Annotated in this window: 22 protein-coding genes and 1 pseudogene; 13 read left to right on the top strand and 10 right to left on the bottom strand. The window is 54.8% G+C overall.

Going from position 1 to position 25,016, the window contains the following annotated elements; all coding sequences use genetic code 11:
• Positions 1-10: 10 nt before the first annotated feature.
• Complete coding sequence (gene avtA, locus HV355_RS12370) at positions 11-1,267, top strand: valine--pyruvate transaminase (RefSeq protein WP_010436737.1); 1,257 nt, start codon at positions 11-13, stop codon at positions 1,265-1,267.
• 4 nt (positions 1,268-1,271) lie between these two features.
• Here avtA and HV355_RS12365 read toward each other — a convergent pair whose 3' ends face one another.
• The gene (locus tag HV355_RS12365) at positions 1,272-1,727 is read right to left on the bottom strand and encodes a 4Fe-4S dicluster domain-containing protein (protein ID WP_100165420.1); all 456 of its coding nucleotides are present in this window, start codon (positions 1,725-1,727) and stop codon (positions 1,272-1,274) included.
• 3 nt (positions 1,728-1,730) lie between these two features.
• Positions 1,731-2,549 (bottom strand): IclR family transcriptional regulator YiaJ, encoded by an 819-nt coding sequence (gene yiaJ / locus HV355_RS12360; protein WP_010436731.1) that lies wholly within the window; start codon positions 2,547-2,549, stop codon positions 1,731-1,733.
• Positions 2,550-2,774: 225 nt separating this feature from the next.
• Between yiaJ and yiaK the strand changes: the two genes are divergently transcribed.
• The 9 genes from yiaK (at position 2,775) to HV355_RS12315 (ending at position 11,797) form a co-directional block, all read left to right on the top strand.
• Positions 2,775-3,773, top strand: coding sequence for a 3-dehydro-L-gulonate 2-dehydrogenase (gene yiaK, locus HV355_RS12355; RefSeq protein WP_042716584.1), 999 nt, complete (start codon positions 2,775-2,777; stop codon positions 3,771-3,773).
• A gap of 10 nt (positions 3,774-3,783) precedes the next feature.
• Positions 3,784-4,251 carry a YhcH/YjgK/YiaL family protein gene (locus HV355_RS12350; protein WP_182402063.1) on the top strand — a complete coding sequence of 156 codons (468 nt, stop codon included), beginning with the start codon at positions 3,784-3,786 and terminating at the stop codon, positions 4,249-4,251.
• Positions 4,252-4,277: 26 nt separating this feature from the next.
• Positions 4,278-5,204, top strand: coding sequence for a DUF4862 family protein (locus tag HV355_RS12345; RefSeq protein WP_182402061.1), 927 nt, complete (start codon positions 4,278-4,280; stop codon positions 5,202-5,204).
• A 59-nt stretch (positions 5,205-5,263) separates the two neighbouring features.
• Positions 5,264-6,571, top strand: a complete 1,308-nt coding sequence (locus HV355_RS12340) for an MFS transporter (RefSeq protein WP_275943575.1) — start codon at positions 5,264-5,266, stop codon at positions 6,569-6,571.
• Positions 6,572-6,666: 95 nt separating this feature from the next.
• Complete coding sequence (locus HV355_RS12335) at positions 6,667-8,172, top strand: FGGY-family carbohydrate kinase (RefSeq protein WP_182402059.1); 1,506 nt, start codon at positions 6,667-6,669, stop codon at positions 8,170-8,172.
• A complete protein-coding gene (gene ulaD, locus HV355_RS12330; RefSeq protein ID WP_100165417.1) occupies positions 8,169-8,822 on the top strand; it encodes a 3-keto-L-gulonate-6-phosphate decarboxylase UlaD in 654 nt (217 codons plus the stop codon). Before HV355_RS12335 ends, ulaD begins: the two co-directional genes overlap by 4 nt.
• Before the next feature lie 2 nt (positions 8,823-8,824).
• Positions 8,825-9,685, top strand: a complete 861-nt coding sequence (locus tag HV355_RS12325; RefSeq protein ID WP_182402057.1) for an L-ribulose-5-phosphate 3-epimerase — start codon at positions 8,825-8,827, stop codon at positions 9,683-9,685.
• Positions 9,679-10,374, top strand: a complete 696-nt coding sequence (gene araD / locus HV355_RS12320; protein WP_182402055.1) for an L-ribulose-5-phosphate 4-epimerase — start codon at positions 9,679-9,681, stop codon at positions 10,372-10,374. The genes HV355_RS12325 and araD overlap by 7 nt, the downstream gene beginning before the upstream one ends.
• 346 nt (positions 10,375-10,720) lie before the next feature.
• A complete protein-coding gene (locus tag HV355_RS12315; RefSeq protein WP_182402053.1) occupies positions 10,721-11,797 on the top strand; it encodes a type I restriction endonuclease in 1,077 nt (358 codons plus the stop codon).
• A gap of 3 nt (positions 11,798-11,800) precedes the next feature.
• On the opposite strand, the pseudogene HV355_RS12310 reads toward HV355_RS12315, so the two are convergent.
• Positions 11,801-12,209, bottom strand: a pseudogene (locus HV355_RS12310) (type II toxin-antitoxin system HicB family antitoxin).
• 291 nt (positions 12,210-12,500) lie between these two features.
• On the bottom strand, positions 12,501-13,241 hold the full coding sequence (locus HV355_RS12305; protein WP_089599697.1) for a MipA/OmpV family protein: 741 nt from the start codon (positions 13,239-13,241) through the stop codon (positions 12,501-12,503).
• Between the two features lie 120 nt (positions 13,242-13,361).
• On the opposite strand from HV355_RS12305, the gene HV355_RS12300 reads away from it, so the two are divergent.
• Complete coding sequence (locus HV355_RS12300; protein WP_029485222.1) at positions 13,362-14,324, top strand: LysR family transcriptional regulator; 963 nt, start codon at positions 13,362-13,364, stop codon at positions 14,322-14,324.
• Here the strand turns inward: HV355_RS12300 and HV355_RS12295 are convergent.
• On the bottom strand, positions 14,321-15,859 hold the full coding sequence (locus HV355_RS12295) for an aldehyde dehydrogenase family protein (RefSeq protein ID WP_042716601.1): 1,539 nt from the start codon (positions 15,857-15,859) through the stop codon (positions 14,321-14,323). The genes HV355_RS12300 and HV355_RS12295 overlap by 4 nt on opposite strands.
• 165 nt (positions 15,860-16,024) lie before the next feature.
• On the opposite strand from HV355_RS12295, the gene HV355_RS12290 reads away from it, so the two are divergent.
• Positions 16,025-16,909 carry an ROK family protein gene (locus HV355_RS12290; protein ID WP_108418124.1) on the top strand — a complete coding sequence of 295 codons (885 nt, stop codon included), beginning with the start codon at positions 16,025-16,027 and terminating at the stop codon, positions 16,907-16,909.
• Between the two features lie 3 nt (positions 16,910-16,912).
• Here the strand turns inward: HV355_RS12290 and selB are convergent, their stop codons facing one another.
• From selB to HV355_RS12265, 5 genes are all read right to left on the bottom strand, one after another.
• Positions 16,913-18,751, bottom strand: coding sequence for a selenocysteine-specific translation elongation factor (selB, locus tag HV355_RS12285; protein WP_182402051.1), 1,839 nt, complete (start codon positions 18,749-18,751; stop codon positions 16,913-16,915).
• Positions 18,748-20,133, bottom strand: a complete 1,386-nt coding sequence (gene selA / locus HV355_RS12280) for an L-seryl-tRNA(Sec) selenium transferase (protein ID WP_182402049.1) — start codon at positions 20,131-20,133, stop codon at positions 18,748-18,750. Before selA ends, selB begins: the two co-directional genes overlap by 4 nt.
• 102 nt (positions 20,134-20,235) lie before the next feature.
• Complete coding sequence (locus tag HV355_RS12275; RefSeq protein WP_182402047.1) at positions 20,236-20,844, bottom strand: glutathione S-transferase; 609 nt, start codon at positions 20,842-20,844, stop codon at positions 20,236-20,238.
• A 91-nt stretch (positions 20,845-20,935) separates the two neighbouring features.
• Positions 20,936-22,072 (bottom strand): HlyD family secretion protein, encoded by a 1,137-nt coding sequence (locus tag HV355_RS12270; RefSeq protein WP_126817128.1) that lies wholly within the window; start codon positions 22,070-22,072, stop codon positions 20,936-20,938.
• 2 nt (positions 22,073-22,074) lie between these two features.
• A complete protein-coding gene (locus tag HV355_RS12265; protein WP_108418119.1) occupies positions 22,075-22,431 on the bottom strand; it encodes a DUF3302 domain-containing protein in 357 nt (118 codons plus the stop codon).
• A 660-nt stretch (positions 22,432-23,091) separates the two neighbouring features.
• Here HV355_RS12265 and HV355_RS12260 point away from each other — a divergent pair.
• A complete protein-coding gene (locus tag HV355_RS12260) occupies positions 23,092-24,999 on the top strand; it encodes a PTS mannitol transporter subunit IICBA (protein WP_120159844.1) in 1,908 nt (635 codons plus the stop codon).
• The last annotated feature ends 17 nt before the right edge of the window (positions 25,000-25,016 follow it).

Below are 25,016 nucleotides of genomic sequence, written 5' to 3'. Positions count from 1 at the left end.
ATCACCTGCTATGACGTTTTCACTTTTCGGCGACAAATTTACCCGCCATTCAGGCATTACCCGCCTGATGGAGGACCTCAACGACGGGCTGCGCACACCGGGCGCAATCATGCTCGGCGGCGGAAACCCGGCCCAAATCCCGGAGATGACGACCTATTTCCAGAGCCTGCTCGCTCAGATGCTGGAAAGCGGCAAAGCAACCGATGCACTTTGCAACTATGACGGCCCTCAGGGTAAAACCGAACTGCTGAAACTCCTCGCCGATATGCTGCGTGAAGAGCTGGGTTGGGATATTGAGCCACAGAATATTGCACTGACAAACGGCAGCCAGAGCGCGTTTTTCTACTTGTTTAACCTGTTCGCAGGACGTCGCGCCGACGGCACGACCAAAAAAGTGCTGTTCCCGCTGGCACCGGAGTATATCGGCTATGCCGATTCCGGCCTCGAAGAAGACCTGTTTGTGTCCGCGCGCCCGAACATCGAACTGCTGCCAGAAGGCCAGTTCAAATATCACGTCGATTTTGAACACCTGCATATTGGTGAAGAGACGGGCATGATCTGCGTATCACGTCCTACCAACCCAACGGGCAACGTGATTACCGATGACGAGCTGATGAAACTGGACGCGCTGGCCAATCAGCACGGCATCCCTTTGGTGATCGATAACGCCTACGGCGTGCCGTTCCCGGGGATAATCTTCAGCGAAGCCCGCCCGCTGTGGAACCCAAACATCGTTCTGTGCATGAGCCTGTCTAAACTGGGCCTGCCGGGCAGCCGCTGCGGCATCATCATTGCCAATGAAAAAATCATCACCGCCATTACCAACATGAACGGCATTATCAGCCTTTCACCCGGCGGCATCGGCCCGGCGATGATGTGCGAAATGATTAAGCGCAACGACCTGCTGCGCCTGTCGAATGACGTGATTAAGCCATTCTATTACCAGCGCGTTCAGGATACGATCGCGATACTTCGCCGCTATTTGCCGGAAGAACGCTGCCTGATCCACAAACCAGAAGGGGCAATTTTCCTCTGGCTGTGGTTCAAGGATCTGCCGATTACGACGGAACTTCTCTACCAGCGACTGAAAAAGCGTGGTGTGCTGATGGTGCCGGGCGATTACTTCTTCCCGGGGCTGGATAAACCGTGGCCGCACACGCACCAGTGCATGCGCATGAACTATGTGCCTGATCCAGAAAAAATCGAAGCGGGTGTGAAAATTCTCGCGGAAGAGATTGAGAACGCCTGGCGCGAAAACGGTCAGTAAGTTCTTACGCCAGATGATGCAGCCGTTCGGTGCGTAATCTGGCGGGATCGACACAGCTTAACGCGTGGGTCGGGCAAGCCTCAACGCAGGCAGGTCCGCCCTCTCGATGCGCGCATAAATCACATTTCAGCGCCTGCGCATGATCCCCCACCCTCTGTACCTGCATCGCCCCAAACGGGCACGCCACCATACAGCTTTTGCACCCGATGCAGCGCGCCTGCTCAACGAGCCAGGCTCCGGCTGAGCGTCGGATTGCCCCGGTTGGGCAAACATTTGCACAGGGCGCATCCTCGCACTGATGACACCCGACCGCGGTGGTATAAGAATCCCCTTTCACCACCCGAATGCGGGGCATGAAATCATTTGCGGTGACGAATTCCTGATGCGAAACCGCACAGGCCACTTCGCAAGTGCGGCACCCAATGCATTTTTCCGAATCCGCCATGATAAATCGGTTCATCTGTTACGCCTCGCGCACGTTAAAACCCAGCTCTTTTGAGATAGCCTCTGCCGTTTCGCGCAGCGGCTTGAGCAAGTTCTTCTCACCCACCTGCTTCATGCGCGACGTCGACAGCGAAATGGAGATCGCATACGGCACGCGCCCGTGGATATCAAAGACCGGCACGGCAATGCAGGAAACCCCCAGCTCGTTCTCTTCTTTATCCATCGCCATGCTGCGATCGCGAATTTCCGCCAGCTCATCATACATCGCACTCAGCTCGGTAATGGTGTTGCGGGTCAAGGGTTGGATCTGTTCCTGATGGCTTTCCCAGTAGCTCGCCACGTAATCCTGATGACCAAACGCCATGTAGATTTTGCCCATTGCGGAGCAGTAGAGCGGCATATGCTGGCCGATATAGGCACGCGTGCGCAGCATACCGGTTGTCGGTTCGAGCTTATAAATCAGGATCGCGTGGTCGTCCTCACGGCTGGAGAAGTTCACCGTTTCGCCGGTGGCAATGTTCAGCGCCTCAAGGTGCGGAGCGGCCACGTGAATGATATTCAGCGACGACAGGGCCTTTTGCCCGACGGCGATAAATTTGGTGGTCAGGCGATAGCTGCCCGCCGCGGGTGCCGGGGTCACGTATCCGCACGACTGTAGCCCCTGCAGCAAGCGGTGCACGGTGCTCTTATTCAGCCCCGCCAGTTCAGATAAGTGCGCAAGCGGACACCCGTTCGGATAGTTGCTGAGGATCTCAATCAGCATCAGGCCGCGAAACAAGCTCTGGCTACCTGCTGGCCTCTCTTTTTCTTGCGTCATTTCGCTCTCTTTCGTGCTCATCAAATGGCTCCTTTTTGTCGCGCCCTGATGGTAGCGCAAAGTGTGGTTCAGTTCACGATCTCAACAGAAAAAACACAACCAATTGATTTTAATCGATTTTGAAAAACATGAATGTCGTTGATCTGGCAAAATTTGATCGCTATATTTGAAATCAGATTTCGCATAGTGAAATTTAGCGATAAAAAAGCACTCGCACTTGCCCCGAAAAAGAACAGGAGAACAGGGATGAAAGTGACCTTTGAAGAGTTAAAAGCGGCGTTCAATCGGGTTCTGCTCGATCGCGGCGTGAAAGCGGAAACCGCAGACGCCTGCGCCGAGATGTTCGCCCGCACCACGGAATCCGGCGTTTATTCGCACGGCGTTAACCGTTTTCCGCGTTTCATTCAGCAGCTTGATGCAGGTGATATCATTCCCGACGCTCAGCCAAAACGGGTGATGACGCTGGGTGCCATCGAACAGTGGGATGCCCAGCGCTCTATCGGCAACCTGACGGCGAAAAAGATGATGGATCGCGCCACCGAGCTGGCGTCCGACCACGGTATTGGCCTGGTGGCACTGCGTAATGCGAACCACTGGATGCGCGGCGGCAGCTACGGCTGGCAGGCGGCGGAGAAGGGCTATATCGGCATATGCTGGACCAACTCTATTGCCGTCATGCCCGCATGGGGATCAAAAGAGTGCTGCATCGGCACCAACCCGCTGATCGTGGCTATTCCATCAAGCCCAATCACCATGGTCGATATGTCGATGTCGATGTTCTCCTACGGCATGCTGGAGGTGAATCGCCTGGCCGGACGCGAGCTGCCGGTCGATGGCGGCTTTGACGACGAGGGTAATCTCACCCGAGAGCCAGGCGTGATTGAGAAAAACCGCCGCATTCTGCCGATGGGCTACTGGAAAGGGTCTGGCTTATCCATCGTGCTCGACATGATTGCCACCCTGCTCTCCAACGGATCCTCCGTCGCGGAAGTGACCCAGGACAACAGCGACGAGTATGGCGTGTCGCAGATCTTTATCGCCATCGAGGTTGATCGCCTGATCGACGGCCCAACCCGCGATGCGAAGCTGCAGCGCATTATGGACTTCATCACCACCGCGCAGCGGTCTGATGAAAACGTTGCCGTCCGCCTTCCGGGCCATGAATTCACGCGCCTGCTGGAAGAGAACCGCCGCGACGGCATCACCATCGACGACAGCGTGTGGGCGAAAATCCAGTCTCTGTAAGGAGTGGACCATGATATTCGGACATATTTCCCAGCCCAATCCGTGCCGTCTGCCGCGGGCGATTGAAAAAGCGCTTCATTTTTTGCGCGCTACGGATTTCACCACCCTGCCGCCAGGCGTGGTGGAAATTGAAGGTCGCACTATTTTTGCCCAGGTTCTCGACCTGACGACAAAGGAGCCGCACGAGAACCGCCCGGAAGTGCACCGCCGCTATCTGGATATTCAGTTTTTAGCATGGGGTGAAGAAAAAATCGGTATTACCATTGAGACCGGTAATAACGAAATAAGCGAATCATTACTGGAACAGCAGGATATTATTTTTTATCACGACAGTGAAAATGAATCGTTTATCGAAATGATACCCGGCAGCTATGCCATATTTTTCCCGCAGGATGTGCACCGTCCTGCCTGTATTAAAAACAAGGAAGCCGCAATTCGTAAAATTGTGGTGAAAGTGGCAATCAGCGAATTAGATTAATTTACTGATAAATACAGGAATGCGAAATGTCCAACACCGCTTTTATTATTGGTGCGTACCCCTGCGCACCCTCGTTTCACCAGAAAGGGGAACAAGAAGAACAAACCTTCTGGCGGGAACTTTCCGACACGCCGAACATTCGCGGGCTGGAACAGCCGTGCCTTGAACATCTCCATCCGTTTGGTGATGAATGGCTGTTCCGTCATACGCCGGGCGACTGGCAAATCGTCGTCACGGCAGTCATGGAAACCATGCGCCGCCGCGGCAGCAACGGCGCGTTTGGCCTGGCCTCAGCCGACGACGCGCAGCGTAAAGCATGCGTAGACTTTTACCGGCATCTGCACAAGAAAGTTAACGCCGTGAACGCCCGTTTTCCAGGCAAAGTGATTGCTCTGGAGATGCAGGCGGCCCCACAGGCGGGCAATGCTTCCGTCGAGCAGGCTACCGAGGCGTTTTCCCGCTCGATCCAGGAAATTGCGAGCTGGGACTGGGACTGCGACCTGGTGCTGGAACACTGCGATGCCATGACCGGCCCCGCACCGCGCAAGGGCTTCTTGCCTTTAGCGCAGGTGCTAGAGGTGGTGAAAGGCACCGATATCAGCGTCTGTATCAACTGGGCGCGCTCGGCTATCGAAGGCCGTAATACGACGCTCCCGCTTGACCATGTTCAGGCCGCACTCCGTGCCGGAAAACTGGGTGCACTGATGTTTTCGGGCACGACTACCCACGGGGAATACGGTGAATGGCAGGATCTGCACGCACCGTTTTCTTCATTCTGCGCCGACAGTTTGATGTCTACTGAACACGCAAAATCACTCTTTACTGCGGCGAGCGCCGCAACGTTGAAATTCTCCGGTATTAAATTACTGGAAATAAATGCTAATGCTGACGTCAGCCATCGCATCGCTATTTTGCGCGACGGCATTAGCGAAATGAATAAAGCAACACAATAACAATAAAAAATATCCCTATTCCGGTTACATTGACTGAGACAGTAAATATGAACACTTACTTGAATACTCTACAAGCGGACATTCCGCGCCAGCGCTGGCTAAGAATCATTCCTCCTATTCTTATCGCCTGCATCATTTCGTATATGGATCGCGTAAATATCGCCTTTGCCATGCCCGGCGGTATGGATGAAGAGCTAGGTATTACCGCCACTATGGCGGGCCTGGCAGGTGGGATCTTCTTTATCGGCTATCTGTTCCTGCAGGTTCCCGGCGGCAAGATTGCCGTGCACGGCAGCGGCAAGAAGTTTATCGGCTGGTCGCTGGTTGCCTGGGCGGTGATCTCTGTGCTCACGGGCCTGGTGACGAATCAGTATCAGCTGCTGGTGCTGCGCTTCTTACTCGGCGTGGCGGAAGGCGGGATGCTGCCTGTCGTGCTCACCATGATCAGCAACTGGTTCCCGGATGCCGAACGCGGTCGCGCCAATGCCATTGTGATTATGTTTGTCCCCATCGCCGGGATTATCACCGCCCCGCTTTCGGGCTGGATCATCACCGCGCTCGACTGGCGCTGGCTGTTCATCATTGAAGGTTTGATGTCCGTCGTTGTGCTGGTGCTGTGGGCGTTCACCGTTTACGACCGACCGCAGGAAGCCCGCTGGATTTCAGAAGCAGAGAAAAACTATCTGGTGCAAACGCTGGCGGCTGAACAGCAGGCCATCGCCGGAAAAGAGGTGAAAAACGCGTCACTCGGTGCAGTGCTTTCAGACAAAACCATGTGGCAGCTGATCGCCCTGAACTTCTTCTACCAGACCGGGATTTACGGCTACACGCTCTGGCTGCCGACCATCCTGAAAGAGCTGACACACACCAGCATCGGTCAGGTGGGTATGCTCGCCATCCTGCCTTACATCGGGGCCATTGCGGGGATGTTCCTGTTCTCAACGCTTTCTGACCGCACCGGCAAGCGCAAGCTGTTTGTCTCCCTGCCGCTGATTGGCTTTGCGCTCTGCATGTTCCTCTCCGTGGCGCTGAAAGAGAGTACCTGGCTGGCGTATTCCGCACTGGTGGGCTGCGGGTTCTTCCTGCAATCCGCAGCGGGCGTGTTCTGGACCATCCCGGCGCGTCTGTTCAGCGCAGAGATGGCGGGCGGCGCGCGCGGCGTGATCAACGCCCTGGGCAACCTCGGTGGCTTCTGCGGCCCGTATGCGGTTGGGGTGCTGATCACCCTGTACAGCAAAGACGCGGGCGTTTACTGCCTGGCGGTTTCTCTGGCGCTGGCGTCGCTGCTGGCCCTGCTGTTACCGGCGAAATGCGATGCCGGTGCAGAGCCTAATCCCACGGTGAATCCGCACAAGCGTGCGGCCTGATGCCCTCACCCCAACCCTCTCCCATGGGGAGAGGGAGAAAACCGAACCGTAGGCCGGGTAAGCGAAGCGCCACCCGGCAATTAAGTGAGATGAAGATGAGTGAAAAAGAGCCCTTCTGGCTGGGTATCGATTGTGGCGGTACTTATCTGAAAGCCGGTTTATACAACAGCCAGGGCAAGGAAATCTGCATCAAGCGCCGCTCCGTTGCCACGCTCAGCCCGCGCGCAGGTTACGCGGAGCGGGATATGCCTCAGCTCTGGCAGCACTGCTACGCTACCGTCGCCACGCTGCTCAAACATTCAGGCATCGACGGAGAGCAGATCAAAGGCGTTGGCATTTCTGCTCAGGGCAAAGGACTGTTTCTGCTCGATAAACAAGACCAACCGCTGGGCAACGCCATGCTCTCCTCAGACCGCCGGGCGCTGGAGATCGTGCAGCGCTGGCAGCAGGACGGCATTCCCGAAAAGCTCTATCCGCATACGCGCCAGACCCTGTGGACAGGGCACCCGGCCTCACTCCTGCGCTGGGTGAAAGAGAACGAGCCGCAGCGGTATCAGCAGATCGGCTGCGTGATGATGGCGCACGACTATCTACGCTGGTGTCTGACCGGCGTGAAGGGCTGCGAGGAGAGCAACATCTCCGAGTCCAACCTCTACAACATGAATACCGGGCAGTACGATCCCCAGCTCACGCGCTGGCTCGGTATCAGCGAAATTGACGGCGCCCTGCCGCCGATTGTCGGTTCAGCAGAAATTTGCGGGGAAATCACCTCTCAGGCAGCCGCGCTTACCGGTCTCGCGGCGGGCACGCCCGTCGTTGGTGGACTGTTTGATGTGGTTTCCACCGCGATCTGCGCCGGGCTGCACGACGAACACACGCTGAATGCCGTCATGGGTACCTGGGCCGTCACCAGCGGGATCGCCAATGCGCTTCGCGATAACGAGCCGTTCCCCTATGTGTATGGCCGTTACGTCCACCCGCAGCAGTACATCGTTCATGAAGCCAGCCCGACCTCATCCGGCAATCTTGAGTGGCTCACTGCCCAATGGGGCGACATGTCATTCGATGAGATCAACCATGCCGTCGCCAGCCTGCCGAAAGCGGAAAGCGAGGTGTTCTTCCTGCCGTTCCTCTACGGCAGCAACGCCGGGCTGGAGATGACCAGTGGTTTTTACGGCATGCAGGCGCTGCATACCCGCGCGCATCTTCTGCAGGCCGTTTACGAGGGCGTGGTGTTCAGCCACATGACCCACCTCAACCGCATGCTTGAGCGCTTTACCCAGGTGCAGGCGCTGCGCGTCACGGGTGGCCCGACCCATTCGGACGTGTGGATGCAAATGCTCGCCGACGTCAGCGGGCTGGCGATTGAGCTGCCGCAGGTGGAAGAGACCGGCTGCTCCGGCGCGGCGCTGGCGGCGCTGGTAGGCACCGGCGTCTACCCCGATTTCCACGCTGCGCAGCGCACCCTCAAACACGACATTCGGGTGATTGAACCCGACATGCGCGCCCATGCGGCCTACCAGCGCAAATATCACCGTTACCAGTTACTGATTTCAGCACTTCAGGACTATCACGCCCGTATTAAGGAGTACGACCTATGAGCCGACCATTACTGCAGCTGGCGCTCGACCATACCTCACTTCAGGCCGCCCAGCGCGACGTCGCGGCGCTTTCAGATCACGTTGATATCGTCGAAGCGGGCACCATTTTGTGCCTGACCGAAGGGCTGAGCGCCGTACGCGCCCTGCGCGAACAGTGCCCGGATAAAATCATCGTGGCGGACTGGAAAGTCGCCGATGCCGGAGAAACGCTGGCTGAGCAGGCGTTTGGCGCGGGCGCGAACTGGATGACCATCATCTGCGCCGCCCCGCTGGCAACCGTTGAGCGAGGCCACGAGGTCGCACTGCGCTGCGGGGGAGAAATCCAGATGGAGCTGTTTGGCAACTGGACGCTGGACGACGCGCGCGCTTGGCATCGCGTCGGCGTGAAGCAGGCTATCTACCACCGCGGACGCGACGCGCAGGCCAGCGGTCAGCAGTGGGGCGAAGCGGATCTCGCGAAAATGAAAGCGCTCTCCGACATCGGTTTGCAGCTTTCGATTACCGGCGGTATTACCCCTGCCGACCTGCCGCTGTTTAAGCAGATCAACGTAAAAGCGTTTATTGCCGGACGCGCGCTGGCAGGCGCCGCTAATCCGCCGCAGGTGGCACAGGCATTCCATTCGCAAATCCGCGACATCTGGGGAGCGTAACCATGCGTCAACATCCGTTAGGTATTTACGAAAAAGCGCTGTCGAAAGATCTCTCCTGGCCGGAACGCCTGGTGCTGGCGAAAAGCTGCGGGTTCGATTTTGTTGAGATGTCAGTCGACGAGACCGACGAGCGTTTGTCACGCCTCGAGTGGAGCACCACGCAGCGCGCTTCGCTGGTTGAAGCGATGCTGGAAACCGGCGTGGCGATCCCGTCGATGTGTCTTTCTGCCCACCGCCGTTTTCCCTTTGGCAGCCGGGATGAAACCGTGCGCCAACGCGCCCGCGAGATCATGACCAAAGCCATCAGGCTGGCGCGTGACTTAGGCATTCGCACCATCCAGCTCGCGGGTTATGACGTTTATTACGAAGAGCATGATGAAGGCACGCAGCAGCGCTTTGCCGAAGGGCTGGCGTGGGCCGTCGAGCAGGCCGCCGCCGCGCAGGTGATGCTGGCGGTGGAGATCATGGACACTGCGTTTATGAACTCCATCAGCAAGTGGAAAAAGTGGGACGACATGCTCGCCTCGCCGTGGTTCAGCGTTTACCCGGATGTCGGCAACCTGAGCGCGTGGGGCAACGACGTCACCGCCGAGCTGACGCTGGGCATTGACCGCATTGCGGCAATTCACCTGAAAGACACCCAGCCCGTCACCGCACAAAGTCCCGGACAGTTCCGCGACGTGCCGTTTGGAGAAGGCTGCGTCGATTTCGTTGGCGTGTTTAACACGCTGAATACGCTGAACTATCGCGGCGCGTTTCTGATTGAAATGTGGACTGAAAAAGCAAAAGAGCCGGTGCTGGAAATCATCCAGGCGCGCCGCTGGATTGAAGCCCGTATGCAGGAAGGAGGCATGACATGTTAGAACAACTCAAAGCCGAGGTGCTGGCGGCAAACCTGGCGCTGCCCGCCCACCAGCTGGTGACCTTCACCTGGGGCAACGTCAGCGCGGTGGATCGCGAAAGCGGCCTGATGGTGATCAAGCCGTCCGGCGTGGAGTACGACGTCATGACGGCGGAGGATATGGTGGTGGTGAATATCGCCACCGGCCAGGTGGTTGAAGGCAGCAAAAAGCCCTCTTCAGACACGCCGACCCACCTCGCGCTGTACCGCCGTTACCCGGAGATTAGCGGCATCGTGCATACCCACTCCCGCCACGCTACCATCTGGTCGCAGGCGGGCCAGGATTTACCGGCGTGGGGCACAACGCACGCAGACTATTTCTACGGGGCGATCCCCTGCACCCGACGGATGACCACGGCTGAAATCGCGGGCGAGTACGAATACCAGACGGGTGAAGTGATCATCAAAACCTTCGAGGAGCGCGACTTAAGCCCGATGCAGATCCCGGCTGTGCTGGTCCACTCCCACGGTCCGTTCGCCTGGGGTAAAGATGCTGCCGATGCGGTTCACAATGCCGTCGTGCTGGAAGAGTGCGCGTACATGGGCCTGTTCTCGCGCCAGCTCGCACCGCAGTTGCCGGTTATGCAGCAGGAGCTGCTCGACAAGCACTATCTGCGCAAGCATGGGGCGAATGCCTATTACGGCCAGTGATCAGCCAGAATTGATATGCTCTTTACAGTACCGCCGTTTCCAGACGGCGGGGGTTATCCACGTTTGTTTGAAAAGGCCTACCAGATTTGGGCAAATCGAGGAGAAGGGGAAATGTGGACTTGGTGGAAATAAAGCATAAACAAGAAAAATAAAAATATAACGATATATATAATATACTTAATAAAATCGGCAGCAATGGGCTTATTTATCTGTTTTCAGTTTAACGAGTCTGTGATCTAAACCTCGGAAATATTTTTTTGCTACTAATTACTTATGGCTAGCATTGAATGACACGCATTTTAATGCTATTCCATCAAGACACACAGTAGAAAAATAAGGGTATCCAATGGAATTCACAGAAAAATTAAATGCATTATCTACTAAAATCAGACAACAAATTGAAGTAATCAATACCGAAGAAGCAACAAAAACTGCGTTTGTGATGCCTTTTATTCATAATGTTTTAGGTTACGATGTTTTTGCCCCTTCTGAAGTCATACCCGAATTTGTATGTGATATTGGCACTAAAAAGGGCGAGAAAATTGACTATGCAATAATGAAAAATAATGATGTACAGATACTTATTGAATGTAAAAAAATTGGTGAGCCGTTAAATATAAATCACGCATCACAGCTTTTTAGATACTTTCACGTTACAAATGCACGGATATCAATCTTAACAAACGGACAAATTTATAGATTTTATACCGATCTTGATGCACCTAATAAGATGGATGAGAAACCATTTTTGGAAGTCGATCTATTTGATATTGATGAAAATGTTGTCCCTGAATTAAAAAAATTGACAAAATCTTCATTTGATCTTGAATCAATTATTAATGCTGCTGGAGAATTGAAATACGTCAGTCAGATCAAAAGAATACTACATTCACAACTTAACAATCCTGAAGACGACTTCGTTAAATTCTTTGCTTCCAGAGTATATGACGGGATGCTAACCCAAAAAGTAAGAGAATCTTTTCTAAATCTTACGAAAAAGGCCGCAAGCCAGTACATAAATGATCAAGTTAATGAGAGACTTAAATCAGCTATCACTGGTATTACTCCTACACCCGCCCAACCTCCAATGGAAATACAGCATATCGACGAAGATGATCATAAAGATGAAAATGATATCGTTACAACTTTAGAAGAGTTAGAAGGTTTTCATATTGTAAAAGCAATTACTCGGACTGTACTGGAGGCACCTCGCATTACCCATAGAGACACAAAGAGTTATTGTGGAATCCTTGTAGATGACAACAACCGCAAACCCCTTTGCCGATTACATTTTAATCGCACGCAAAAATACATCGGTCTTTTCGATATAGAAAAAAACGAAACGCGTCATCCCATAGCGACGGTAGATGATATCTATTCCTTTGCTGATATCCTGAAAGCAACCGCAGCTCTCTATAATTAATCTTTACCCAGGCAGCACGCGACGTGCTGCCTCAGCCAGAAATGCGCTTCGATTACCGAACTGAGGATGCTCGCTGACATAGGAATCAATCTTGTACCAGCAAACGTCGAGGCATCGTGATGTTGATACGCTCGGCCCTGCCGTCGAACTGTTTCATATTAATATCCACCAACAGCCATTGCCCGCCAGTGAAATCCTCAGGACGACTTTCCAGATGCGCTTCCACATTACCCGGAAGAGGCAGTGCATCATCCATTTCAAACAGCGCTTCGAAGTGCGCGGTGAGCGCATCACGTGCATCCTGAAAAGCGTCGTCCAGGGAATCACCTGCAAAAAAGCAGCCTGGAACGTCAGGGAAAAAGCCACTGGCGCTACCGTCGGAGTCAGAATGAATGTAAGCCGGATAAAACATAACTACTCCTGATATCAATGTTTAATTCCCGCCTGCCGCCAGATCTGAGCGAGAGTGCCCAGTTTAATTTTCTTTTAATAATTATACACATGATACACACCTTTATTGATAGTGCGGATCACATTAGCGTATCAGGAATATTAATGAGGAAGTCATTACGGGAAAGGAAAACGGGAGATCGGTACTATCAAAAAATGCCCGGCGGCGCTTCGCTTGCACGGGCCTACGCAAACCTGCGATGGCAGTCCGTGTAGGCCGGGTAAGGCGAAGCCGCCACCCGGCTTTACCGCATCAGAAACGCCAGGTCAGGCCGGTCATCAGCGCGAAGCTGTCGTCGCGGTCAATCATCGGACTGTTCTTCACGTCGTCAGGCAACACGGTGTAGACCGCGCTGGCATTCAGGTACAGGTTCTGGGTTAATTGATATTTAGCCGCCAGGCCAACGTATGGCGTCCAGGTGTCGCCTGCGGTGTATTCATCCAGACCTGAGCGGCGAGACTCGCTGCCGGACACGCCGTAGTAGTAGTCGTTATAGCTTTCATCGCTGTAGAAAATGCCCACAGAAGGCGTAAGCGTCAGGCGTTCCATGCGGATTGGGCGGAAGTAAGAAATTTCACCCACCACGCCGCCGCTTTCATCCATCGCGTCACCGGAAACGGCAAATTTCAGGGAACCCCATTTTTCATGGCGATAGTACGCACCGCCGAGGAATGCCGAAGCTTTACGCTCATCAAGATGCTTCATCTGATGATCGTCATTGTCATCCGGGTCGAAATGCAGCGGCATCCAGGATGCGGTCAGGCTGAATTCATTCTTACTGTCTTTCCACAGGATCCATCCTCCCGTGGTTTGACGCACATAGAAGTTATCGCCTTCGTAGCTAATTAACGGTACAGCGGTGGTATTTTCGTTATACCCTTTGTAAGGCGACTCGTTAAATACCGCCCCCGCCCCTAGTGAAAAGTCGCCAGCCATTACCGATGATGTCGAAAATAATGCGGCAGCGATGAGTAAATTATATTTAACAGTCATTCTATGCAATCCATTTAAACGCCGAACAAGCGAGGCGCATAATAATGGTTACAAATTTACCAAAGCAACGCTGCCGTTTATATAATATTATATATAAAATCATATAAATGGGCGTGCATGATGAATAGCTTGCAGTTAAAACCACGTGAATTAAAAATTATTTCCGTCATCGCCGCCACCCACAGTATTGGCGATGCCGCTGCCCTGCTGGGGATGGCGCAGGCCAATGTCAGCAAATATTTGTCCGATTTTGAAACCCGCGTTGGACTCAAGGTGTTTGAACGTACAACACGCCAGCTGGCGCTGACGCAATTCGGTGAGGCATTGCTGCCTTATGTGAATGCCACACTGGATAAAAATAGCCAACTCATTAATTTTATTGCCGATTATAAACATGAAAAACGCGGCAAAGTGACGATTTACGCCCCGACAGGTATCGTGACCTATCTGGCGCGTCATGTGATCCATAAGATTGAAGAGATTGGTGATATTCGCCTGTCGTTAAAAACCTATAACCTCGATCGGAACGAGTTTTCCGACGGTGTGACGTTTCCAGACGATTGCGACATTCTCATTACTTACGCTCAGCCAAAAGATGAAAACCTGGTCGCCAGCGTGCTGACAAAATATTCCGTCACCGCATTTGCCAGCAAAGAGTATTTAACTAAACACCCCATTAAAGGGCCGGAAGACTTAATAAATCATTCGTGTATATTAATAGACTCGATGCTAGTAGATGATGCCAACATCTGGCGCTTTCGCGTACACGGCAGTGAAGAGGCGCAAGACTATAAAGTGACCGGGAATTATATTTGTGATAATACGCAGACGGCGCTTGAACTGGCTCGAAATAATCTTGGTATTGTCTTCGCACCAAAAGAAAGTCTAAAAAAAGAACTGACGCATGGCATGCTGGTCCCCTGTTTCCCACATCAGGAAGAGTGGTGGCTCGATCTGACAGCAATATTCCGCAAGCGCGAATATCAACCCTGGCGCGTACAATATGTTCTGGACGGTGTACTGAACTGCCTGCGCCAGCAAATCAACCAGGCCGTCCAGGGACGGCCTGATTTAGGTACCTAAAACAGGCCCAGCGGTTTATCGGAATAGCTGACCAGCAGACATTTAGTCTGCTGGTAATGTTCCAGCATCATTTTGTGGGTTTCTCGCCCAATACCCGACTGCTTGTAACCACCAAATGCCGCATGCGCCGGATAGGCGTGATAGCAGTTGGTCCAAACGCGTCCGGCCTGAATACCGCGCCCCATTTTGTAAGCCAGATTTCCGTTGCGGCTCCAGACGCCCGCCCCCAGGCCATACGGTGTATCGTTAGCAATCTCCAGCGCCTCCTCCATGGTTTTGAAGGTCGTTACGGCCAGCACCGGTCCGAAAATTTCCTCCTGGAAGACGCGCATGTTGTTTTGACCGGACAGGATGGTCGGTTCAAGGTAGTAACCCTCCTGCAGATCCCCCCCCAGCACCTTACGGCGGCCACCGGTCAGGATCTCTGCGCCCTCTTTTTTACCTATATCGATGTAATTAAGAATGGTTTCCAGCTGTCCGTGCGAGACCTGCGCGCCCATCTGCGTGACGTTATCGAGTGGGTTACCGCTACGAATCGACTCCACGCGACGGATTGCCCGCTCCATAAAGCGCTCATAAATGGACTCCTGCACCAGCGCGCGGCTTGGACAGGTGCACACTTCCCCCTGGTTGAAGGCAAACAGCGCAAACCCTTCCAGCGCTTTATCAAAGAACGCATCCTCTTCATCCATAACGTCAGCGAAGAAGATGTTCGGGGATTTTCCGCCCAACTCCAGCGTCACCGGGATGATGTTCTGGGTCGCATACTGCATAATTTGCTGGCCCACTTCCGTCGAGCCGGTAAACGCCACCTTAGCGATGCGTTTTGAGGTGGCGAGATATTCCCCAATCTCGCCCCCAGCGCCGTTGACGACGTTAATGACGCCTGGCGGCAGCAGGTCTCCAATCACCTCCATCAACAGCAGCACCGACAACGGGGTTAAACGCGCCGGTTTGAGCACGATGCAGTTCCCGGCCGCCAGCGCGGGCGCCATTTTCCAGCTCGCCATCAGCAGCGGGAAGTTCCACGGGATGATTTGCCCCACCACGCCCAGCGGCTCGTGGAAATGGTACGCCACGGTGTCTTTATCAACTTCACTTATTCCCCCCTCCTGAGCACGAATACAGGAGGCAAAATAACGGAAATGGTCAATCGCCAGCGGCACATCTGCCGCCATGGTTTCACGGATCGGTTTGCCGTTGTCCCAGGTTTCAGCCGTGGCTAACAGCTCCAGATTCTGCTCCATCCGGTCGGCGATTTTGAACAACATCGCGGCTCTGTCCTGAACGGAAGTCTGCCCCCATTTATCTTTAGCTCTGTGCGCAGCATCCAGCGCCAGGTCGATATCGCGCTTGCCGGAGCTGGCTATCTCGCACAGCGGCTGGCCAGTGACGGGCGTGAGGTTGGAATAGTATTCACCGTCGACGGGCGCCACCCAGTCGCCGCCAATAAAGTTGTCATAACGGGGCTTCAGCTTGAGGGGAAAACCATACTCGCCAGGCTGGATACGTGATGAGGGAGGATTGTTTGTCATGACCGTCTCCTTGCTGTTGGTGTACAACAAGGGTAGCTCCCGCTGGCGATTTTCTCGCCAACCGGTGACGGGTTTACGAGGCGTATCACGGATTACCGTACTTTACGTTTCGTTTCTGCCGCTGAGCCATACTTAACAGCTCAAGGGCTCATGAGGAACGATGCGATGCAGCTATTTATCGGCTTTGACGTGGGCGGAACCCACATCAAACACGGCGTGATTGATGAAAACGGCAAGGAACTCACGTCCGATGAGTACGATACCCCTGAGGATGCAAACACATTCAAAGAGAAATGGAAAAGCGTTGTCGAAGAGTACCGGAAGGAAAATGACATTGTCGGCATTGGCGTCAGTTTTCCCGGCCATATTAACCACCATACCGGCGAAGCGGCAAAAGCGGGGGCGCTTGAGTATCTTGATGGTGAAAACCTGTGCGAGCTGTTTGCCGGGCTGACCGATCTTCCCGTTACCGTGGAAAATGACGCTAACTGTGCGGCACTGGGCGAACGCTGGCAGGGCGCAGGTAAGGACTACGAACATTTCGTCTGCATCACCCTCGGCACGGGCATTGGCGGCGGGATTGTGATGGAAGGCGATCTCTATCGCGGGTCGCATTACCGTGCGGGTGAATTTGGCGTGCTGCCCGTAGGGGACAAAGGCGAACCGATGCATGAGGTGGCCTCTGCCAGTGGCCTGATGAAAGCCTGCAGCCGTGCGCTGGCGCTGTCGGAAGACGAAATGCCCCACGGGGAAGAGCTGTTTAAACGTATGGAAAGTGACGTGCATCTGCGCGAAGCCATTGAAGCCTGGGCGCATTTTCTGTCGCGCGGCGTTTACAGCGTGATCTCGATGTTCGATCCCCAGGCAGTGCTGATTGGCGGCGGGATAAGCGAGCAGGAAAAAATTTATCTCCTGCTCGATAAGTACCTACAGCGATTCGAGGAGTGGGAGGCGCTTAAGGTGCCCATTCTGCCCTGTGAGCTGGGTAACCAGGCAGGGCGACTGGGCGCGGTATGGCTGGCGAAGCAGAAACTCGCTCGTCATGCGTAACGCTTAAGGGAACAGCTGCGCGTCGCGAAGCAGATGGTCATTACCCCGACGGCGCGTAAACCCAATACGGTTGAAATATTCCAGGATCTGAATCGCCAGCTTGCGACCCACGTTCAGCTGGTCACGGAAATCTGCCGCACAGGTTGATCCGCGAGCCTGATCCAACTCGCGGATCAGATTCGCGAATGCCACGATCCGATCGTTACGGTAATAGCGATCTTTAACGATCGCCACAATCAGCCCCTGCTGTGCGGCATGACGCAATACCTGCCGCATCAGCTGCTCGTCGGTATGGGTTTCACGCGCGAGATCGCGGACCCACCAGGGTTCATCGCCAAACAGCGGTGCCGTTTTTTGCCAGACCGCCTCTTGCTCGGCGGTAAAACCCGCCTTGTGATCCGGCAAATGCAGCCAGCCGTGATGGCTTTTAATCACCCCGCTTTCCCGCATGTTTTCAATCAGCAGCAGCACCAGCGCATCGTCTTCCATCGGCAATGCCATGCGTCGCAGACGTTCACGCCCCGGACCGGGTTCATCCTGATGCTGTTCATGGTAGATAGCGAGCGTACTCAGTATCTTGCGCTGCCAGTGTGCGGCAACCGGCGCGTTCAGCATGTTGTTACCGGCCTGAATAAAGCCAGGCTCCCGGGTTAACTGGCGCAACCCTTCAGCGCTCAGCTGGCGCGCCCAGGTAAAATCAGCGAGATTCACCGCACCACGCTCCAGATGGATCCGCAGTGCGGCCTTGTCATCGCTGGCCTGCGCCAGTGCCGCCAGCCACTGCAGGTACTCCGGCTTACGCTTGCCACGACGTGGCGGATTGAGCGTCACCACGCGCGCCCCGGCCAACGTCTCCCGCGCCGAGATATCGCGCAGCACCAGGCGGTCGTTATCCGCAAGCCAGAGCGGCGCGTCGAACACCAGCTCGGCGAGATCGTTTTCCAGCAATGATACGCGCCCGGTGATATGGCTGGCTGCATGGTGTATATGCAGCGGCTGCCATTGGGTCAGCGGCGCATGGGTCTGGAGAGAAACAATCACCCGTCCGGAGGGCTCAGGCGGGGCGTCGGCCAGCAGCCAGTCACCACGGTTGATGGCATCTTTTTCCGCATCCCCGGCGATGTTCAGCGCAATACGCTGCCCGGCATGGGCATGCTCAGTGGGTTGATTTTGCGCATGTAACCCACGCACGCGCATTGGTTTATTCACTCCCGTCAGCCAGAGCGTATCACCTACGTTTACTTCACCGCTCAGCGCGGTGCCGGTCACCACCAGTCCCGCACCTTTTACGGTAAAGGCCCGGTCGATAGCCAGACGGAAGCGGTGATGGCTGGGGTGCTCACGTGACGTAAGCTGCTGCAAACGATCGCGAAGTTCGTCAATACCACGCCCTTCTGTCGCCACGGTGACAAACAGCGGTGCATCAGCAAAACCATATTCACGCAGGGTAGACTGTACTTCATCGCGCACCTCATCCAGGCGCGCCTCATCTACGCGATCGGCTTTCGTGAGTGCGACGGTTAACTGCGGGTTGCCCGTCAGCTGCAGGATCGCAAGATGTTCACGCGTTTGCGCCATCACGCCATCATCGCAGGCGACCACCAGCAGGGCATGGTCAATCCCCCCCACCCCTGCGAGCATGTTGGAGAGAAATTTTTCATGTCCCGGTACATCAATGAAGCCCAGCACGCGGCCATCGGGCTGCGGCCAGTAGGCATAACCCAGATCGATGGTCATGCCGCGCTTTTTCTCTTCCGGCAGGCGATCGGCGTTAATGCCGGTAATGGCCTGCAACAGCGTAGTTTTTCCGTGGTCGACGTGACCGGCGGTGGCAATAATCATTTCAACAGCATCTCCAGAAATCGCGCTTCATCTTCAAGACAGCGTAAATCCAGCCACATTCGGCCATCGTAAATACGGCCAATTACGGGCGTTGGCAGCGCACGCCAGCGCGCCGACAGCGCCTCAAGGTGGCTACCGCGTCCATCACGCGGCGTGAAGGTCAGCGCTTCGCTCGGTAGCCGGTCTACCGGCAGCGATCCGCTGCCAATCTGCGACTGACAGGGCTCAATGCGCACGGCAAAATCGGGGTAATGCGGCGCAACCTGCGGCAACAGCAATTCAGCCTGCGCGCGAATCGAGGCGGCGTCACGGCCCAGCAGGCGCAGCGTAGGCAGGCGCTCGGCCAGCTTCTCCGGGTGCAGGTAGAGCCGCAGGGTCGCTTCCAGCGCGGCGAGCGTCATTTTATCGGCGCGTAACGCGCGCTTCAGCGGATGTTGCTGCAGCTGGGCTATCAGCTCGCGCTTGCCGACGATAATCCCCGCCTGCGGCCCGCCCAGCAGTTTGTCGCCGGAGAAGCTTACCAGGCTCACGCCAGCGGCAATCATCTGCTGCGGCATGGGCTCTTTTGGCAGACCGTACTGGCTTAAATCCACCAGCGAACCGCTGCCGAGATCGGCAATCACCGGCACATTCAGCTCGCGCCCCATCGCCGCCAGTTCCGCTTCATCAACGGTTTTGGTAAAGCCTTCTATATGGTAATTGCTGGTGTGGACCTTCATCAGCAGCGCGGTATTGTCATTCACCGCCGCGCGGTAGTCTTTAGCATGCGTGCGGTTGGTCGTGCCGACTTCATGCAGCGTACAGCCCGCCTGGCGCATCACGTCCGGAATGCGAAACGCTCCGCCAATCTCCACCAGCTCGCCGCGGGAAACCACCACCTCTTTGCCGCTGGCGGTCGCCGCCAGCATCAGCAGTACCGCTGCCGCGTTGTTGTTTACAATGCAGGCATCTTCCGCCCCGGTCAGCTGGCATAGCAGCTCCGCCAGCGCCCGGTCGCGGTGACCGCGCCCAGCGCCGTCCAGATCGTACTCCAGCGTCACCGGCGAGCGCATAGCCTGCACCACCGCCGCGACCGCCTCTTCAGCCTGTTGCGCGCGACCCAGGTTGGTATGCAGCACGGTCCCCGTCAGGTTGATTACCGGCCGTAACGCGCTTTGCGTTTTCTCTCCCAGCCTTCTCTGCGCTTCCTCACCCCACAGCTCACACCAGACGGGCAGCGCATTTTCAGCCTGAATATGGCGTCGGGCTTCGTCCTGAAGCTGGCGTAGCATGTCGACCGTCGCGGTATGACCGAACTGTTCCAGAGCGGTTTGAATACGCGGTTCGCGAAGCAGACGATCGGTGGCAGGAATTTGGCTGTAGAGGGAATGATGAGTAGTCATAATGCGCCCGGCGAGTAAATATCTTCCCCCCTCCCGACGGGAGAGGGAGTTAACATGTGGCGGGATTGTACCGCCTCCTGGCGGGAAGTGTTATATCCCGCGTCAAGCCTTTGGCGGTTCGGTACGGGCAAAGCTCTCGCGCTGACAAAGCGTTTCCGCGAGCTTAACCAGCAATGGACGGTTGACGCACCATCCCGGGGAAACGTGGCGGAAGTTGAGATAACCAATGGCACAAACGATGGCAATGGTCGCCAGATCCACGCTATCGACCTGAATTTTTCCTTCCCGAATGAGCTGCTCGCACATGTCCAGGCTGCGGTTGATTTTTTCACGCTGGCGCAGCAGCTCCGTTTCCGACTGCTGTGCGGCTGGCCGTGCCTGCTCCCGCACGGAGGTTAACGCCGCATCCATGATGCCATCCGCCAGCGCTTCGATTTGCTTCATGGCCAGCGCCGCTTTTGGATCGGCCGGCAGCATGGCTGGCGCAACGCCGAGTTGTTCGACGTATTCCGCAATTATCGGCGAATCAAACCAGCATTCACCCTCATCGGTCACCAGTGCAGGGACTTTGCCCAACGGATTGTACTGCGCAACGCCATTTTCGGCGCTGTAGGGCTGTTCATTGACGAATTCAAATTCAATCCCTTTCTCCAGCAGGAGAATCGAGATTTTACGCACGAAGGGACTGGTATAGCTGCCGATGAGTTTCATTGCCTGCTCCTGAATGCTCACAAAGAGGTCAGTATGGATCAAGCAGCGAAAAAAGGCAGGTATGCATATCGCATTCCTGCCTCGGGAGAGATTAGTGATCGAGGTAGAGGTAGTGCATCCAGCTGGTCATACGTAACAAGACCTTACGCATCACCGAGACGTGGGCGAAGTGGTCGGAATAGACCGCCACCTGGGCGTAGATACCATCAGGCAGTGCATCAACGTCCGCGTTTGGCTCCAGTTCGATCAGCGCCTGCACGCCATCGGTGCCCGGTACGACCGTCAGCGCCTGCAGCGCGCCCTGCGCCTGGTAAGACCCTCCCGGTACTACCGGCAGAACGCTGGTCAGTTTACCGGTGAACACCTGGCCCGGAAGCGCATTGAACACCACTTCCGCTTCGTCGCCCGGTTTCAAACGCAGTAACGAGTTCTGGCGGAACTGCGCCACGATTTGGCGTTTCTGTTCAGGAATGAAGACCATTACCGGACGCAGCGGCAGCGCGGCGGCGTACGTACCCGGACGGATCAGCACCTGGGTGATATACCCGTTGCTTGGCGCACGCACCACGGTCTGATCGAGGTTATAGGTCGCTTCGGCTAACTGCGCGCGCAGAGAAGCAATCTGCGACTGTTCGCCATTTACCATGCTGTCCAACTGGCTTTGAATCTGCGTTTGTTCGGCAACGGAGCCTTTCACCATCGCATCCTGTGCCAGGTAATTCTGACGCGCGTTGTCGATATCGCTTTCAGAGAACGGATTCACCTTCGCCTGGCTGCCTTTCAGGTAGCGCTGATAATCTTTAAACAGACGATCGCGTTCAGCGGACACGCGTGTCGTATTAGCGACCGCTTCCGAGAGCTGTGCTTTCAGATTGTCGATATTGTGCGTGGCTGTCACCAGGTCTGCCTTGAGCCTGTCGACGCGCGCCTGATAGCGGCCCGGGTCCAGTTTAAATAACACTTCGCCTTTTTTAATAAGCTGGTTATTTTTATCGGTCACTTCCGTGACGATTCCCGTTACCTGCGGCGTGATCGGAATGGAAATAACCGCTTTTTGCGCCGTAAAGGTATAAGGATGGTTATAGTTCATTAATAAGATGAGGCCCGCAACAATAAATACCCCACCTAACGTGGCGGTGGCGAGCGTCCACTGGTTGACCGGAATACGAAATATTTTAAAGATAGCCCACGCAAAGGCCACATAGGTCAGAATAATTAACAGATCCATGATCAGTGCTCCAGCGTGTTCTTATCAATAGCGGGTTGTGACGCGGCCAGCTTTTGTTCTAATTCTGCCACGCGCCTGGTCAGCGCATCCATGCCGGGAACCTCGTCAGGCGTGGCGATATGGTTCTGCATCCCCCAACCGCGATCTTCACGGTACAGGGTCGCCCAGATCCACAAAAACGGCCAAATGGCATGGAGCGTAAACAGGCTTATCCACCCCGCCGTATGGATAGCATCGGCATGGGGATGGTTACGTTTTTTCGCCATATTATAAGGGATGTCATGAATAGCGATGATTCCGTAAAACAGAACCAGGAACACAAAAATCAATACACCCAGCGCAAAATAATTGAGAAACATATTCTCCTCACTTAAACAACGTCAACTCATTAAATTAATAAAACAGTGCGCGGCCTAATTAGTTTATTTTTAAACAAAAGAGCAATGCTTTTATTTCAAAGGCGGGGAGTATCGGTTTTTATAATATCTCCATGCAAGTTTATAAGCGTGTCAAAATATATCCTGAATAATAATATACTTAACCTTACATTATGAGCGTAATCTACCTTTTCTTTTTTCGCCATACCACATCTTAAAAGTGGTTTTTTAGCTTTCCGTGTTGCTTGCTTTCATCCTGGCGTCGAATGGCAAAGCAAAGTTTGCCAGGGATCACATGCAGACAAATCTGCATAAAAATATTTTGTGAATCCAGTCACATCTCAGAAACAAACACGCGACGGAGAAATGTGACGCCGATCGCAAAACAGGGGTGGTTTTGCTTCTTTTTTACGCGTTGTATTTATTTTACGCACTGATTTTGTGATGGAGATCACTTCATTATTCGCCCCACCCCCTACATTTACGTGACTGAGATCACACAAATTTTCGCTGTCTGGACAGTTGAACGATTCAGTGCCAGATTTCACAGCATCAGAACAGGGCACGGCTACCTCTGCCGCCGCACATTAACGATAAACCTCGGGCCGCAAGCCTAAGCGTAAACATAAGAAGGGGTGTTTTATGTCATCCGATTTCAAGATCAAAGTTCAAAGCTTTGGTCGTTTCCTCAGCAACATGGTGATGCCAAACATCGGCGCGTTTATCGCGTGGGGTATCATCACTGCATTGTTCATTCCGACAGGGTGGTTGCCTAACGAAACGCTGGCGAAGCTTGTTGGTCCAATGATTACCTATCTGCTGCCACTGCTCATCGGTTTCACCGGTGGTCGTCTGGTCGGCGGTGACCGTGGTGGCGTCGTGGGTGCCATCACAACCATGGGTGTTATCGTCGGTGCGGATATGCCGATGTTTCTCGGCGCCATGATTGCCGGTCCTCTGGGCGGCTGGGCGATTAAGAAATTCGACGTCTGGGTTGATGGCAAGATCAAATCCGGCTTCGAAATGCTGGTGAACAACTTCTCTGCGGGCATCATCGGGATGATCCTCGCGATTCTGGCGTTCATGGGCATTGGCCCCGCGGTTGAAGTGCTGTCCAAAATTCTGGCAGCAGGCGTTAACTTCATGGTTGCGCACGACATGCTGCCGCTGGCGTCTATCTTTGTTGAACCGGCGAAAATCCTGTTCCTCAACAACGCCATCAACCACGGTATCTTCTCACCGCTGGGTATTCAGCAGTCCCATGACCTCGGCAAGTCCATCTTCTTCCTGATTGAAGCGAACCCGGGTCCGGGTATGGGCGTTCTGCTGGCGTACATGTTCTTTGGTCGCGGCAGCGCTAAGCAGTCTGCGGGCGGCGCGGCTATCATTCACTTCCTGGGCGGTATCCACGAAATTTACTTCCCGTACGTGCTGATGAACCCACGTCTGATCCTGGCCGTTATCCTCGGCGGTATGACCGGTGTGTTCACGCTGAGCGTGCTGGGCGGTGGTCTGGTTTCTCCGGCATCTCCGGGCTCTATCCTGGCGGTACTGGCGATGACGCCAAAAGGGGCTTACTTCGCTAACATCGCGGCGATCTGTGCGGCGATGGCGGTCTCCTTCGTGGTGGCGTCTATCCTGCTGAAAACCAGCAAAGTGAAAGAAGACGACGATATCGAAGCGGCAACCCGTCGTATGCACGACATGAAAGCGGAATCCAAAGGCGCTACCCCGCTGGCCGCTGGCGATGTCTCTAACGACCTGAGCCACGTGCGTAAAATCATCGTTGCCTGTGACGCCGGTATGGGCTCCAGCGCAATGGGTGCAGGCGTGCTGCGTAAGAAAGTACAGGATGCGGGTCTGACCAATATCTCTGTCACTAACAGCGCGATTAATAGCCTGCCGCCGGACGTTGACCTGGTGATCACGCACCGCGATCTGACCGAACGCGCCATGCGTCAGGTGCCTCAGGCGCAGCACATTTCGCTGACTAACTTCCTCGACAGCGGCCTGTACACCAGCCTGACAGAGCGTCTGGTTGCGGCCCAGCGTCACGAAGATAACGAAGTCAAAGTGCGTAGCAGCCTGCAGGACAGCTTCGACGAGAGCAATGCTCACCTGTTCAAACTGGGCGCGGAAAACATCTTCCTCGGTCGTACCGCGACCAACAAGGAAGAAGCGATTCGCTTTGCCGGTGAGCAGCTGGTGAAAGGCGGCTACGTTCAGCCAGAATACGTTGACGCAATGCTGGAACGTGAAAAACTGACCCCAACTTACCTGGGTGAATCCATCGCGGTTCCGCACGGTACGGTTGAAGCAAAAGACCGCGTGCTGAAAACGGGCGTGGTGTTCTGTCAGTACCCTGACGGCGTGCGCTTCGGCGAAGAAGAAGATGACATCGCCCGTCTGGTGATTGGTATTGCCGCACGCAACAACGAGCACATTCAGGTGATTACCAGCCTGACCAACGCGCTGGACGATGAGTCTGTTATCGAGCGCCTGGCACAGACTGAAAGCGTTGACGAAGTTCTGGCACTGCTGAACAAGTAAGTTCCAACTATTCCCTC

The organism is Enterobacter sp. RHBSTW-01064, assembly GCF_014103035.1.
Taxonomy (GTDB): Bacteria; Pseudomonadota; Gammaproteobacteria; order Enterobacterales; family Enterobacteriaceae; genus Enterobacter; species Enterobacter mori.
Note: the sequence above shows the minus strand (reverse complement) of the source record. Positions and strands in the feature narration are given on the sequence as shown.